Source organism: Streptomyces sp. R44 (genome assembly GCF_041053105.1).
Taxonomy (GTDB): domain Bacteria; phylum Actinomycetota; class Actinomycetes; order Streptomycetales; family Streptomycetaceae; genus Streptomyces.
In genome coordinates this window covers 2,994,431-3,008,537 of record NZ_CP163444.1, presented here as the reverse complement: position 1 = coordinate 3,008,537, position 14,107 = coordinate 2,994,431, and the positions used below count along the sequence as shown (strand labels likewise).

Below are 14,107 nucleotides of genomic sequence, written 5' to 3'. Positions count from 1 at the left end.
GGTCCATCGTCCTGTCGGTGCCCCTCCGTAGACTGGGCCCGTGAGCGAGCCGAGCGACCAGAGCGACGACCAGTTCGACGACATCGTCGACACCGAGACCCAGCGTGACCCCGACCTGGCGGTGATCGAGGCCGGCAGCCGTACCCTGCGCACGCAGGGCGGGCCGCCGCAGGGCGACCCCGTGCCCAGCCGTCCCGAGGACCCCGAGCTGGACAAGGCGCTGCGCGAGGTCGAGACCGAGCTGTCCACCCGTTGGGGCGAGACCAAGCTGGAGCCCTCCGTCACCCGGATCGCGGCCCTGATGGACGTCCTCGGCGAGCCGCAGCGCGCATACCCCTCGATCCACATCACCGGCACCAACGGCAAGACGTCGACGGCCCGCATGATCGAGGCCCTGCTCGGCGCCTTCGAGCTGCGCACCGGGCGCTACACCTCGCCGCACGTGCAGACCATCACCGAGCGGATCAGCCTGGACGGCGCCCCGATCTCCGCCGAGCGGTTCATCGAGACGTACCAGGACGTCAAGCCGTACGTGGAGCTGGTCGACGCCCGCGAGGAGTACCGGCTCTCCTTCTTCGAGGTCCTCACCGGCATGGCGTACGCGGCCTTCGCGGACGCCCCGGTCGACGCGGCCGTCGTCGAGGTCGGCATGGGCGGCACCTGGGACGCGACGAACGTCATCGACGCCTCCGTCGCAGTCGTCACCCCCATCGACCTCGACCACACCGACCGGCTCGGCGGGACGACCGCCGAGATCGCGGCCGAGAAGTCGGGGATCATCAAGCCGGGCGCGACCGTCATCCTGGCCCAGCAGCCGGTCGACGCGGCCCAGGTCCTGCTGAAGAAGGCCGTCGAGGCGGACGCGACCGTGGCCCGTGAGGGCATGGAGTTCGGCGTGGTAGCCCGCGAGGTCGCGGTCGGCGGCCAGCTCCTCACCCTGCGCGGCCTCGGCGGCGAGTACGACAACGTCTTCCTGCCGCTGCACGGCGCCTACCAGGCGCACAACGCCGCGGTGGCGCTCGCGGCGGTCGAGGCCTTCTTCGGGATCGGCGCCGAGCACGCCAGGACCCTGGACATCGACACGGTCCGCCGGGCCTTCGCCCAGGTGGCCTCGCCCGGCCGCCTGGAGATCGTCCGCTCCTCGCCGACCGTCATCCTGGACGCCGCGCACAACCCGCACGGCGCGCGGGCGACGGCGGAGGGCATCAGCGAGGCCTTCGGCTTCTCCCGGCTCATCGGCGTGGTCTCCACGAGCGGCGACAAGGACGCCAAGGGGCTCCTGGAGGCCTTCGAGCCGATCTTCGCGGAGGTCGTGATCACCGCGAACTCCAACCCGCGGGCCACCGACGTCGACGCGCTCGCCGCGATCGCGGTCGAGGTCTTCGGCGAGGACCGGGTCGTCGTCGAGCCGCGGCTGCCCGACGCCATCGAGGCGGCCATCACCCTCGCGGAGGAAGAGGCCGAGTACGGCGGCGCGGGGGTCCTCGTGACCGGTTCGATCTTCACGGTCGGCGACGCCCGGCTGCTGCTGCGAAGGGGCTGAACCCGATGCGTGTGCTCTGTTCCTCGACGCTCATCGGCGAGTTCTTCGTGATCGGCTTCGCCGGTCTCGTCGCCATGAAGGACGACAGCCTCGCCACGTCCACCGTCTGGTGGGTCTGCGGCGTGGCCATGGCCGTCTCGGTGCTGCTGTGCGGGATGCTCACCCGGCCCGGCGGGGTGCAGCTCGGCTGGGCGCTCCAGGTCGGGCTGATCCTCAGCGGCTTCTTCGTCCCCACCATGTTCTTCCTGGGTGCGGTCTTCGCCGGCCTGTGGTGGGCCTCGGTGCACTACGGCCGGCGGATCGACGAGACCAAGGCCCGCTGGGCCGCGGCACAGGCCACGGCAGGGCCTGACGCTGCGTAATCGACGGGGGTGCGGGCCCTGTAGCCTCGGAGGTCCCGCACACCGTTTTTCCGAAGGAGTTCCCCCGTGAGCCAGCGATCGCTCGTCCTGCTCAAGCCCGACGCCGTCCGCCGTGGCCTCATCGGCGAGATCATCGGCCGCATCGAGCGCAAGGCCGGCTGGACCATCACGGCCCTGGAGCTGCGCGAGCTCGACCAGGACACGCTGGAGCAGCACTACGGCGAGCACAAGGGCAAGCCCTTCTACGAGCCGCTCATGGGCTTCATGCAGTCCGGTCCGGTCGTCGCGCTCGTCGTCGAGGGCGAGCGGGTCATCGAGGGCCTGCGCACGCTGGCCGGCCCGACCGACCCGATTGCCGCAGCGCCGGGCTCCATCCGGGGCGATTTCGGCACCATCGTCCGGGAGAACCTGATCCACGCCTCGGACTCGGAGGAGTCCGCGGCCCGCGAGCTGAAGATCTTCTTCCCGGGTCTCGTCTGACGCGAAGTCAGCCGAACGATGCACACTGTGGGGCGACCGATGGAATTTCGGTCGCCCCCAGGCATATGAACGCCAAACCCGGGAACGGATCGCCGCGTCCTGCCGTCACCAGTACTGAGGTGGACCAACGCGCGCCATCCGCGCGGGCGGCACTACGATGGAAAACTCCACGCCGCACCACTCTCAGCCATGGGAAATCAAGGGGAACTTCATGTCGTTCATCGGCCGTGACATGGCTGTCGACCTCGGGACCGCCAACACGCTGGTGTACGTCAGGGGTCGAGGCATCGTTCTGAACGAGCCGTCAGTCGTCGCCATCAACACCAACACCGGGGGCATCCTCGCGGTCGGCGCCGAGGCGAAGAAGATGATCGGCCGGACCCCCGGCAACATCGTCGCCGTGCGCCCGCTCAAGGACGGCGTGATCGCCGACTTCGAGATCACCGAGCGGATGCTCCGCTACTTCATCCTCAAGATCCACAAGCGCCGCTACCTGGCCCGCCCCCGCGTCGTCGTCTGCGTGCCCTCCGGCATCACCGGAGTGGAGCGCCGCGCCGTCATCGAGGCGTCGACCCAGGCCGGCGCCCGTCAGGTGCACATCATCGAGGAGCCCATGGCGGCGGCCATCGGCTCGGGCCTCCCCGTCCACGAGGCCACCGGCAACATGGTCGTCGACATCGGCGGCGGCACCACCGAGGTCGCCGTCATCTCCCTCGGCGGAATCGTCACGGCACAGTCCATCCGGGTCGCCGGCGACGAGCTGGACAACGCGATCATCCAGCACATCAAGAAGGAGTACTCGCTCCTCCTCGGTGAGCGCACCGCCGAGCAGATCAAGATCACCATCGGCTCCGCGTACGACCTCGACAAGGACGAGCACACCGAGATCCGCGGCCGCGACCTCGTCTCCGGTCTGCCCAAGACCGTGGTCATCTCCGCCGCCGAGGTCCGCAAGGCCATCGAGGAGCCGGTCAACGCGATCGTCGACGCCGTGAAGACCACCCTCGACAAGTGCCCGCCGGAGCTCTCCGGTGACGTCATGGACCGCGGCATCGTTCTCACAGGTGGCGGCGCCCTGCTCCGCGGCCTCGACGAGCGCCTCCGGCGCGAGACCGGCATGCCGATCCACATCGCCGAGGACCCGCTGGACTCGGTGGCGCTCGGCTCCGGCAAGTGCGTGGAGGAGTTCGAGGCGCTCCAGCAGGTCCTGGACGCCCAGCCGCGCCGCTAGCGGCTTTTCAACCGAACAACCGAACAACCGAGACAACCGAACAGCCCAACAACCGAACCACGAGGAAAGGCACGGCCGCCGCACGTGAGGGACACACGAGAGAGCCGGCTGCTCCTGGTGCTGCTGATCGCCATCGCGTTCGCACTGATCACGGTGGACATCCGCGGCGGTCAGGAGTCACCCGTCGACGGTGCCCGACAGGCCGCAGCGGCGGTCTTCGGGCCCGTCGAGAACGGTGTGGCGGCCGCCGTCGATCCCGTCGGCAACGCCATAGGCGCGGTACGGGACTCCGGGGAGCGGCACACCCGGATCGCCGCCCTGGAGAAGGAGAACGCCGAACTCAAGGCGAAGCTCGGCAGCGACGACCGCAACCGCAACCGGCTGCGCGAGCTCGACTCCATGCTCAAGACCGCCGGCGCCGGGCAGTACGGCATCAAGGGCGCCCAGGTCATCGCCATAGGAGCGGCCCAGGGCTTCTCCTGGACCGTCACCATCGACGTCGGCGCACGCGACGGCATCAAGCGGGACATGACCGTCCTCAACGGCTCCGGTCTCGTCGGCCGCGTCACCACCGTCGGCCCCTCCACCTCCACCGTCCTCCTCGCCAACGACCCCGACTTCACCGTCGGCACCCGCATGGAGAAGAGCGACGAACTCGGCTTCGCCACCGGCCAGGGCGACAGCCCCCTGCTCGTCCAGCTCCTCAACGGCAAGGCCAAGGTGAAGCCCGGCGACCGGCTCGTCACCTTCGGCTCCCGCGCCGACAAGCCCTTCGTGCCCGGCGTCCCGGTCGGCGAGGTCGTCCGCGTCGACCCCTCGGGCGGCGGCCTGACCCGCAACATCTACGTCCGCCCGTACGTCGGCTTCACCAAGCTCGACATCGTCGGCGTCGTCGTCCAGGCCCCGCGCTCCGACCCCCGCGACATGGTCCTGCCGCAGAAGCCCAAGCCCGCGCCGACCGTCACGGTCACGGTCACACCACCGCCACCGGACGGACAGCAGGCGAACGAGCGGAACCAGGGCCAGAATCAGAACGACGGTCAGAACCAGCAGGACCAGGGGGGCGTGACACCGTGAAGTTCAACCGCATCCTCCTCTCCGCCACCCTGATCGTCGTCGCCCTCGTCGTCCAGGTCTCCGTCCTCGCCCGCCTCCAGCTCCCCGGCGCCGTCCCCGACCTCGTCCTCCTCACCGTCGTCGGCCTCGCCCTCGTCTACGGACCGGTCAGCGGCTCCCTCATCGGCTTCACCGCCGGCCTCCTCTCCGACCTCGCCCCGCCCGCCGACCACGCCGCCGGCCGCTACGCCCTCGTGCTCTGCGTCATCGGCTACCTCGTCGGCCTCGCGAAGCCGGACAACGGCCGGCTGACCTCCGCGAGCGGCCCCATGGCCGTCGTCGTCGTCGCGGCCCTCGGCTCCACCCTGCTGTACGCGGGCGTGGGCGCCCTCGTCGGCGACACCGCCGCCCGCCATGTCGGCCTCGGCTTCCTGCTGTTCACCGCGGCCGTGTACGACCTGCTCCTCGCGCCCTTCACGGTGCCGCTCATCATGGCCCTGGCCCGCCGCGCCGAGAACGACCCGCTCGCCGACGCCGGCGGCGGCAACGGCGCCGACGTCGCCTCCGGCTGGCTCTCCTCCGGCACCGGTCTCAGGATCGGCGCCCAGCGCGGCGGCCTGCGCGTGAAGGCCGCACGGAGCCGCGCCTCACGCGCCGGACGCATCAAGGGAGTCAAGCGACTGTGACCGAGGGGGCACCGGCAGCATGAGCAACATCCCCGAGACCGGACGGACCCCCCGGGTCCAGATCCGGCTCGTCGTCATCCAGATCCTCGTCTTCTCCCTGCTGCTCACCCTGGGCGGCCGGCTCTGGTACCTCCAGATCCGCAACGGCAAGGAGTACACGGACGAGGCGAAGAACAACCACGTCCAGCAGGTCGTCCAGCCCGCCGTCCGCGGCTCGCTCCTCGACGCCCGCGGCGTCCCGCTCGCCGACAACGAGACCCGGCTCGTGGTCTCCGCGTCCCGCACCGAGCTGATGAAGATGAAGGACCGGGGCAGGGCCGTCCTGACCCGGCTCGCCGACGTCCTCGACATGAAGCCCGACGAGGTCATCAACAAGATCCGGCTCTGCGACTCCAAGACGCCCAAGCCCTGCTGGAACGGTTCGCCCTACCAGCCGATCCCGGTCACCGACGAGGCCACCACCCAGCAGGCCCTCCAGATCCGCGAGCGCGCCGAGGACTTCCCCGGCATCACCGCCGAACCCACCGCCGTCCGCCGCTACCCGGCCCCCGGCAAGTCCCGCACCTCCCAGGTCCTCGGCTACCTCTCGCCCGTCACCGACGCCGAGATCGAGAAGGCCAAGGACACCGACTCGCCGTTCCTCCGCTCCGACCAGGTCGGCCGCTCCGGACTCGAGCGCACCTACGACAAGGAACTGCGCGGCAAGGCCGGCGTCACCCGCTACGAGGTCGACAACCTCGGCCGCGTCATCGGCCAGGCCAAGAGCGACCCCGCCGTCCCCGGCTCCAACGTCGTCACCTCCATCGACGCCCGCGTCCAGGCGGTCGCCGAGTGGGAGCTGCACAACGCGATGGTGGAGGCCCGCAAGACGTACGACAAGAACACCAGCGAGAACTACAAGGCCGACGCGGGCGCCGTCCTCGTCATGGAGACGAAGACCGGCCGCATCGTCGCCATGGCCTCGCAGCCCGACTACGACCCCAACGCCTGGGTCGGCGGCATCTCAGCCAAGGACTACGCCGCCCTCACCGGCAAGGACTCCAACTTCCCGCTCCTCAACCGGGCCATCCAGGGCCAGGCCGCCCCCGGCTCCATCTTCAAGGTCATGTCGACCACCGCCGCCGTCAACGCCGGATACGAGTTCAACGGGCACTACCCGTGCCCCTCCTCGTACGCCATCGGCGGCCAGGTCTTCAAGAACTTCGAGTCCCAGGGCCACGGCTCCATCACCCTCGGCCAGGCCCTCGAAGTCTCCTGCGACACCGTCTTCTACGCCCTCGCGCACCAGCAGTGGCTCAAGGACGGGGGCATGAAGCCGAAGAAGGACGCCAAGGACTGGTTCTACCGGACGGCCCACCAGTTCGGCCTCGGCGCCGAGACCGGCATCGACCTCCCCAACGAGGTCACCGGCCGCGTCCCCGACCGCAAGTGGAAGCAGGACTTCTGGGCGGCCAACAAGGACTACTGGTGCAAGATCGGCAAGCGCGGCGGCACCTACGTCCAGCAGCTCTCCTACGAGAACTGCCTCGAAGGCAACCTCATGCGCGCCGGTGACTCCGTCAACTACTCCATCGGCCAGGGCGACACCCTCGTCACCCCCATCCAGATGGCCACCATCTACGCCGCCATCGCCAACGGCGGCACCCTGTGGAACCCGACCGTCGGCAAGGCGATCATCAGCCCCGACGGCAAGAAGGTCACCGAGATCAAGCCCCAGTCCCACGGCAAGCTCCCGATGACCCCGGAGACCCGCGACTTGATAGAGGAAGCCCTCGCGGGAGTCGCCACCCGCGGTACCGCCGCCTGGCGATTCGGCGGCTGGCCGCAGGACAAGATCCCGATGCACGCCAAGACGGGTACCGCCGAGGTCTACGGCAAGCAGACGACCTCCTGGTTCGCCACGTACACCAAGGACTACGCGATCGTCATGACGATCTCCCAGGGTGGTACCGGCTCCGGCGCCTCCGGCCCCGCCGTGCGCAACATCTACGACGCGCTCTACGGACTCGACGACGCCGGCAACCAGGACCTCAAGCGGGCCCTGCTGCCGCAGCCGCAGCAGGCCCTGCCGAAGATCGAGGCCGACGGCTCCATCGACGCGCCGAAGATCAAGCCGTACGACCCCGAGGTCGGGAAGATCGACCCGAACGCGCCCGTGAAGGCGGACGCCACCAAGCCCGACCCGGACCCCACGAAGAAGCCGGACGACGACCAGACCCTCGCGGGCCCGCCCGCGGGCCGGCACCGGGACTGAGGAGGAACCCATGACCGCACCCCACGGCTTCTCCGTCTCCCGGTACGCACCCGAGCGCGGCACCCTCGCCAAGCTGGCCGCCCGCGACTCGGTGCTCCGCCGGCTCGACTGGCCCATCCTGCTCTCGGCGCTCGCCCTCTCCGGCATCGGCTCGCTGCTCGTCTGGTCCGCCACCCGCGGCCGCACCGAGCTCAACCAGGGCGACCCGTACTACTTCCTCTTCCGGCACGTGCTCAACACCGGCATCGGGCTCGCCCTGATGATCGGCACGATCTGGCTCGGCCACCGCACCCTGCGCGGCGCGGTGCCTATCCTCTACGGCCTCTCGATCGTGCTGATCCTCGCCGTCCTCACCCCGCTCGGCGCCACCATCAACGGCGCCCACGCGTGGATCGTCGTCGGCGGCGGCTTCTCGCTCCAGCCCAGCGAATTCGTGAAGATCACGATCATCCTGGTCATGGCGATGCTCCTCGCCGCCAAGGTCGACGCCGGCGACCAGCTCCACCCCGACCACCGCACCGTCGCCAAGGCCCTCGGCCTGGCCGCCCTCCCCATGGGCATCGTCATGCTGATGCCCGACCTCGGCTCGGTCATGGTCATGGCCGTCATCGTGCTCGGCGTCCTGCTCGCCTCCGGCGCCTCCAACCGCTGGGTCCTCGGCCTCATCGGCGCCGGCGTCCTCGGCGCGGTCCTCGTCACCGCGCTCGGCATGCTCGACGAGTACCAGATCAACCGCTTCGCGGCCTTCGCCAACCCCGACCTCGACCCCGCCGGCGTCGGCTACAACACCAACCAGGCCCGCATCGCCATCGGCTCCGGCGGCCTCCTCGGCGCCGGCCTCTTCAAGGGCTCGCAGACCACCGGCCAGTTCGTCCCCGAACAGCAGACCGACTTCGTCTTCACGGTCGCCGGCGAGGAACTCGGCTTCGTGGGCGCCGGACTGATCCTCGTTCTGCTGGGCGTCATCCTCTGGCGCTCCTGCCGGATCGCCCGCGAGACCACCGAGCTCTACGGCACCGTCGTCGCGGCCGGGATCATCGCCTGGTTCGCCTTCCAGTCCTTCGAGAACATCGGCATGACCCTCGGCATCATGCCCGTCGCCGGTCTGCCGCTGCCGTTCGTCTCCTACGGCGGCTCGTCGATGTTCGCCGTATGGGTGGCGATCGGGCTGCTCCAGTCGATCCGGGTACAACGGCCCATGACGGCCTGACGGCGGCTAGATTCGAGCTATGGCGGAGACGAAGCGCGAGATCGAGCGGAAGTACGAAGCCACCGGCGGCACGGAACTCCCGGACCTCACCCGTGTCCCCGGAGTCGCGTCCGTCGTGGACGACGGCGTCATGGAACTCGACGCCGTCTACCACGACACCCCCGACCTGCGCCTGGCGGCCGACGGGGTCACCCTCCGCCGCCGCACCGGCGGGAGCGACGCCGGCTGGCACGTGAAGTTCCCCGTCGCCGCCGGAATCCGCGACGAGATCAGAGCCCCGCTGAGCGACACCCTGCCGGACGCGCTCGCGGGGCTCCTCCGCTCCCGGGTCCGCGCCGCCGACGTCGTCCCGGCGGTCCACCTCCACTCCTCCCGCGACGTCCGCCGGCTCCTCGCCCCGGACGGCACCCTCCTCGCGGAACTCTCCGTGGACACGGTCCACGCGGAGAGCCTCCTGGGCGGGGGAGAGGCCTCCTGGACCGAGATCGAGGTCGAACTGGCGGACGACACCGACGACGAGACGATCCTCGACGCGATCGAGAAACGCCTCAAGAAAGCGGACATCGCCCCGTCGAACGCCCCCTCGAAACTCGCGAGGGCGCTGGAGGAGACGGGCGCGGCCCCCCGCCCGCCCACCACCCCCGGAAAGCCCGGCACCGCCGGAGCCGCCGTGCTCGGCTACGTACGCGAACAGATCGAGGCGATCGTCGCGCTCGACCCCGCCGTACGCCGCGACCTCCCCGACGCCGTGCACCAGCTGCGCGTCGCCTGCCGGCGGCTGCGCAGCGCCTTCAAGACGTACCGCGCCGTCCTCGACCGGGACGTCACCGACCCCCTCGGCGAGGAGCTGAAGTGGCTCGCCGGTGAGCTCGGCGCCGCCCGCGACCAGGAGGTGCTCACCGAGCGGCTGCGCGCCGCGCTCGACGAGGTCCCCAAGACCCTCCGCCTCGGCCCCGTCAGGGCCCGGCTGCGGATCTGGACCGCCGCCCGCGCCGCCGACGCCCGGCGCAGGGCCGTCGACGCCCTGGACTCCGACCGCCACCTGGCCCTGCTCGAAGCGCTCGACGCCCTGCTCGCCGACCCGCCCCTGCGCAAGGCCGCCCGCCGCGACGCCCCCAAGGTCCTCTCCCGCGCCGTCCTCAAGGACCACGACCGCCTCGCCGGCCGCGTCGACGACGCCCTCGCCCTCGACCCCGGCCACGAGCGGGACCTCGCCCTGCACGCGGCCCGCAAGGCCGCCAAGCGCGCCCGGTACGCCGCCGACGCGGCCCGCCCCACCCTCGGCAAGCCCGCGAAGAAACTCGCCAAGCGCGTGAAGGCCGTCCAGAGCCTCCTCGGCGAACACCAGGACGCGGTGGTCGCCCGCGCGACCCTGAGGGAGCTGGCGATCCAGGCCCACGCGGCCGGCGAGTCCGCCTTCACCTGGGGACTTCTCCACGGCCGCGAGGAGGCGGCGGCCGCGGAACAGGAGCGGGAACTGCCCGCGGTGTGGGCGCGGGCCTCGGCCCCGGGAATCCGGGCGGCACTGAGCCGCTGAGCACCGGGGTACGCTTGAGAGTCGCCCCCCTGCCAGCTCACGAAGGTTCGAGATGTCTGCTGCCGAGTCTGTCTTCCCGCAGCTCGAAGCTCTGCTCCCGCACGTGCAGAAGCCGATTCAGTACGTCGGTGGAGAGCTGAACTCCACGGTCAAGCCGTGGGAGTCCGCCGACGTCCGCTGGGCGCTGATGTACCCGGACGCGTACGAGGTCGGCCTGCCCAACCAGGGCGTCATGATCCTGTACGAGGTGCTGAACGAGCGCGAGGGCGTCCTCGCCGAGCGCACCTACAGCGTCTGGCCGGACCTCGAAGAGCTGATGCGCGAGCACGACGTGCCGCAGTTCACCGTGGACAGCCACCGCCCCGTCGGCGCGTTCGACGTCTTCGGCCTGAGCTTCTCCACCGAGCTCGGCTACACCAACATGCTCACGGCCCTCGACCTGGCGGGCATCCCGCTGGAGTCGAAGGACCGGACCGTCGACCACCCGATCGTGCTCGCCGGCGGCCACGCCGCGTTCAACCCCGAGCCGATCGCGGACTTCATCGACGCGGCGATCATCGGCGACGGCGAGCAGGCCGTCCTCGACATGACCGAGATCATCCGCCAGTGGAAGGCCGAGGGCAGGCCGGGCGGCCGCGAGGAGGTCCTCTTCCGCCTCGCGAAGACCGGCTCGGTCTACATCCCGGCGTTCTACGACGTCGAGTACCTGCCGGACGGCCGCATCGGCCGCGTCGTCCCGAACAAGTCGGGCGTCCCGTGGCGCGTGTCCAAGCACACCGTCATGGACCTCGACGAGTGGCCGTACCCCAAGCAGCCCCTCGTGCCGCTCGCGGAGACCGTCCACGAGCGCATGTCCGTCGAGATCTTCCGCGGCTGCACCCGCGGCTGCCGCTTCTGCCAGGCCGGCATGATCACGCGCCCCGTGCGGGAGCGAAGCATCACCGGCATCGGCGAGATGGTCGAGAAGGGTCTCAAGGCGACGGGCTTCGAGGAGGTCGGCCTGCTCTCCCTGTCCTCCGCGGACCACACGGAGATCGCCGACATCGCGAAGGGCCTGGCCGACCGGTACGAGGAGGACAAGATCGGCCTGTCCCTCCCCTCGACCCGCGTCGACGCCTTCAACGTCGACCTGGCGAACGAGCTCACGAGGAACGGCCGCCGCTCCGGCCTCACCTTCGCCCCCGAGGGCGGCTCCGAGCGCATGCGCAAGGTCATCAACAAGATGGTCTCGGAAGAGGACCTCATCCGTACGGTCTCCACGGCCTACGGCAACGGCTGGCGCCAGGTGAAGCTGTACTTCATGTGCGGCCTGCCGACGGAGACCGACGAGGACGTCCTCCAGATCGCCGACATGGCGATGAACGTGATCGCCGAGGGCCGCAAGGTCTCCGGCCAGAACGACATCCGCTGCACCGTCTCCATCGGCGGCTTCGTCCCCAAGCCGCACACCCCCTTCCAGTGGGCCCCGCAGCTGTCGGCCGAGGAGACGGACGAGCGGCTGCGCAAGCTCCGCGACAAGATCCGCGGCGACAAGAAGTACGGCCGCTCGATCGGCTTCCGCTACCACGACGGCAAGCCCGGCATCGTCGAGGGCCTCCTCTCCCGCGGCGACCGCCGCCTCGGCGCGGTCATCCGCGCGGTGTACGAGGACGGCGGCCGCTTCGACGGCTGGCGCGAGCACTTCTCGTACGACCGCTGGATGGCCTGCGCCGAGAAGACGCTCCCCGAGGTCGGCGTGGACGTCGCCTGGTACACCACCCGCGAGCGCACCTACGAGGAGGTCCTGCCCTGGGACCACCTGGACTCGGGCCTCGACAAGGACTGGCTCTGGGAGGACTGGCAGGACGCCCTCGACGAGACCGAGGTCGAGGACTGCCGCTGGACCCCGTGCTTCGACTGCGGCGTCTGCCCCGCGATGCAGACCGAGATCCAGGTCGGCCCGACGGGCAAGAAGCTGCTGCCGCTGACGGTGGTCAAGTAGTAACGCTTGCGTGACGGCCCGGCGAAAGGGGAAACCCTTCGCCGGGCCGTTACGTCGTTTCGGACATGAACACGGAAAACCCGGGCTGCCTCACGGGAGTGGCGCGCGCCGTCGCCCTGGTGATCGTCCTGCCCGTCCGGCTGGTCTGGGACGCCTTCGCCTTTCTGATGAAGCAGCTGTGGCGCTGGATCCTCGCCCCGGTCGGCCGGGCCCTCGGATGGCTGATCCACTACCTGGTCGTGATCCCGCTGCGGTTCCTGTGGGAGTGGGTGGTCGTCCCGGTCGGCCGGGCCCTGTGGTGGGTGATCGACCTGCTCGTCGTCACCCCGCTGACGTGGCTGTGGCGCTGGGTGCTCCTCCCCGTCCTCGAGGCGCTGTGGTGGGTCGTCGACCTGCTGGTCGTCACCCCGCTGAGCTGGCTCTGGCGGTACGTGCTCGCGCCCGTCGCCCGGGCGGTCGGCGCCGCGCTCGCCTGGGCCTGGGACATCGCCGGGCGGATCTCGCGGGCCGTCGGCCGGGCGATCGGCTGGGTGCTGTGGAACGTGATCGGCCGGCCCCTCGCCTGGGTGTACCGGGCGGTCCTCATCCCCGTCGGCCACTGGCTGCGGGCCTGGGTGTGGCGGCCCGTCGCCGCCGCCGCGCGCGCCGTCCGCACCGCAGCCCGGGAGGTCCGGATCGCCCTCTTCGGCGGACCCCGCTGACCCGGCCCGGGGAACCGGAGGTGGCCCGGGCGCGTACTCTGGGTAGTACAGCGAACGTCCCCGGCGCGGCGCCCGCCCCCGAGATCTCCCCGCGGAAGCGGGGGTGAACCGGGCGGGACCCCTGGGGCAACCCGTACATCTCGTGGACGGCGCGCACCCGCGTCGTCCCGCACCGAGGAGAAGAACCACTGGGCAAGCGACAGCCCGAAGGCCCGCCGCCCGCACCGGCGGTGCAGCGCATCCGACTGCGCTACACCAAGCGCGGCCGCCTCCGGTTCACCAGCCACCGTGACTTCCAGCGCGCCTTCGAGCGTGCGCTGCGCCGTGCCGAGGTGCCCATGGCGTACTCGGCAGGCTTCACCCCGCACCCCAAGGTGTCGTACGCCAACGCCGCCCCGACGGGTACGGGCTCCGAGGCCGAGTACCTGGAGATCGCGCTCACCCAGACGCGCGACCCGGAGACCCTGCGGGTCCTGCTCGACGAGTCCCTCCCGGCGGGCCTCGACATCACCGACGCCGTCGAGGCCCGGACCTCGGGTCTCGCCGACCGGCTCACCGCCTCCGTGTGGGAGCTGCGCCTGGAAGGCGTCACGGTCGAGGACGCTTCGAAGGCGGTCGAGGCGTTTCTCGCGGCCGAGACGGTGGAAGTACAGCGCAAGACCAAGAACGGAGTCCGCACCTTCGACGCCCGTTCCGCTGTCACCGAGCTGACGGCAGGCCGTCCCCAGGGCGATCCCCAGGGTGATAGGCCGCTGGACAGCGCCTGTGCGATACTGCGGCTGGTTGTTCGGCACGTGACACCTGCCGTGCGACCCGACGACGTCCTGTCCGGTCTCCGAGCTGTGGCCGACCTGGCGCCGCCGGTCCCCGCTGCGGTGACCAGGCTGGCGCAGGGGCTCTTCGACGAGGAGTCCGGCACGGTGACCGACCCGCTCGCGCCCGACCGCGAGGCAGTCACGGCCGCTTCAACCACGGCCGCCGCGACCGCCCCGGCGACGGCGCCGGGTGCCGGTACCGCGTAGGGAGCGGTCGTCGTAGCGCCGCCCTGGTACTCGGGAGCCACCTG

The 14,107-nt window shown here is 70.7% G+C and carries 12 protein-coding genes; all 12 read left to right on the top strand.

Annotation, left to right across the window (positions count from 1 at the left end):
* Positions 1 to 40 precede the first annotated feature (40 nt).
* The 12 genes from AB5J54_RS13935 (at position 41) to AB5J54_RS13880 (ending at position 14,063) form a co-directional block, all read left to right on the top strand.
* Positions 41 to 1,543, top strand: coding sequence for a folylpolyglutamate synthase/dihydrofolate synthase family protein (locus AB5J54_RS13935; protein ID WP_369144234.1), 1,503 nt, complete (start codon positions 41 to 43; stop codon positions 1,541 to 1,543).
* A 5-nt stretch (positions 1,544 to 1,548) separates the two neighbouring features.
* Complete coding sequence (locus tag AB5J54_RS13930; RefSeq protein ID WP_369144233.1) at positions 1,549 to 1,905, top strand: DUF4233 domain-containing protein; 357 nt, start codon at positions 1,549 to 1,551, stop codon at positions 1,903 to 1,905.
* A 66-nt stretch (positions 1,906 to 1,971) separates the two neighbouring features.
* Positions 1,972 to 2,385 (top strand): nucleoside-diphosphate kinase, encoded by a 414-nt coding sequence (ndk, locus tag AB5J54_RS13925; protein ID WP_041129227.1) that lies wholly within the window; start codon positions 1,972 to 1,974, stop codon positions 2,383 to 2,385.
* 211 nt (positions 2,386 to 2,596) lie between these two features.
* Entirely contained in the window at positions 2,597 to 3,616 is a 1,020-nt protein-coding gene (locus AB5J54_RS13920) for a rod shape-determining protein (protein ID WP_017239313.1), read from the top strand.
* 84 nt (positions 3,617 to 3,700) lie between these two features.
* The gene (gene mreC / locus AB5J54_RS13915; protein ID WP_369144232.1) at positions 3,701 to 4,693 is read left to right on the top strand and encodes a rod shape-determining protein MreC; all 993 of its coding nucleotides are present in this window, start codon (positions 3,701 to 3,703) and stop codon (positions 4,691 to 4,693) included.
* Positions 4,690 to 5,358 carry a rod shape-determining protein MreD gene (gene mreD, locus AB5J54_RS13910; protein ID WP_369144231.1) on the top strand — a complete coding sequence of 223 codons (669 nt, stop codon included), beginning with the start codon at positions 4,690 to 4,692 and terminating at the stop codon, positions 5,356 to 5,358. Before mreC ends, mreD begins: the two co-directional genes overlap by 4 nt.
* Positions 5,359 to 5,377: 19 nt before the next feature.
* Positions 5,378 to 7,612 carry a penicillin-binding protein 2 gene (gene mrdA / locus AB5J54_RS13905; RefSeq protein ID WP_369144230.1) on the top strand — a complete coding sequence of 745 codons (2,235 nt, stop codon included), beginning with the start codon at positions 5,378 to 5,380 and terminating at the stop codon, positions 7,610 to 7,612.
* Between the two features lie 10 nt (positions 7,613 to 7,622).
* Positions 7,623 to 8,822, top strand: coding sequence for a rod shape-determining protein RodA (rodA, locus tag AB5J54_RS13900; protein ID WP_369144229.1), 1,200 nt, complete (start codon positions 7,623 to 7,625; stop codon positions 8,820 to 8,822).
* Positions 8,823 to 8,841: 19 nt separating this feature from the next.
* A complete protein-coding gene (locus AB5J54_RS13895; RefSeq protein ID WP_369144228.1) occupies positions 8,842 to 10,359 on the top strand; it encodes a CHAD domain-containing protein in 1,518 nt (505 codons plus the stop codon).
* Positions 10,360 to 10,411: 52 nt separating this feature from the next.
* Positions 10,412 to 12,340 (top strand): TIGR03960 family B12-binding radical SAM protein, encoded by a 1,929-nt coding sequence (locus AB5J54_RS13890; protein WP_369144227.1) that lies wholly within the window; start codon positions 10,412 to 10,414, stop codon positions 12,338 to 12,340.
* Positions 12,341 to 12,405: 65 nt separating this feature from the next.
* Positions 12,406 to 13,041 (top strand): hypothetical protein, encoded by a 636-nt coding sequence (locus AB5J54_RS13885; protein ID WP_369144226.1) that lies wholly within the window; start codon positions 12,406 to 12,408, stop codon positions 13,039 to 13,041.
* A 230-nt stretch (positions 13,042 to 13,271) separates the two neighbouring features.
* Positions 13,272 to 14,063, top strand: a complete 792-nt coding sequence (locus tag AB5J54_RS13880; protein WP_369144225.1) for a TIGR03936 family radical SAM-associated protein — start codon at positions 13,272 to 13,274, stop codon at positions 14,061 to 14,063.
* The last annotated feature ends 44 nt before the right edge of the window (positions 14,064 to 14,107 follow it).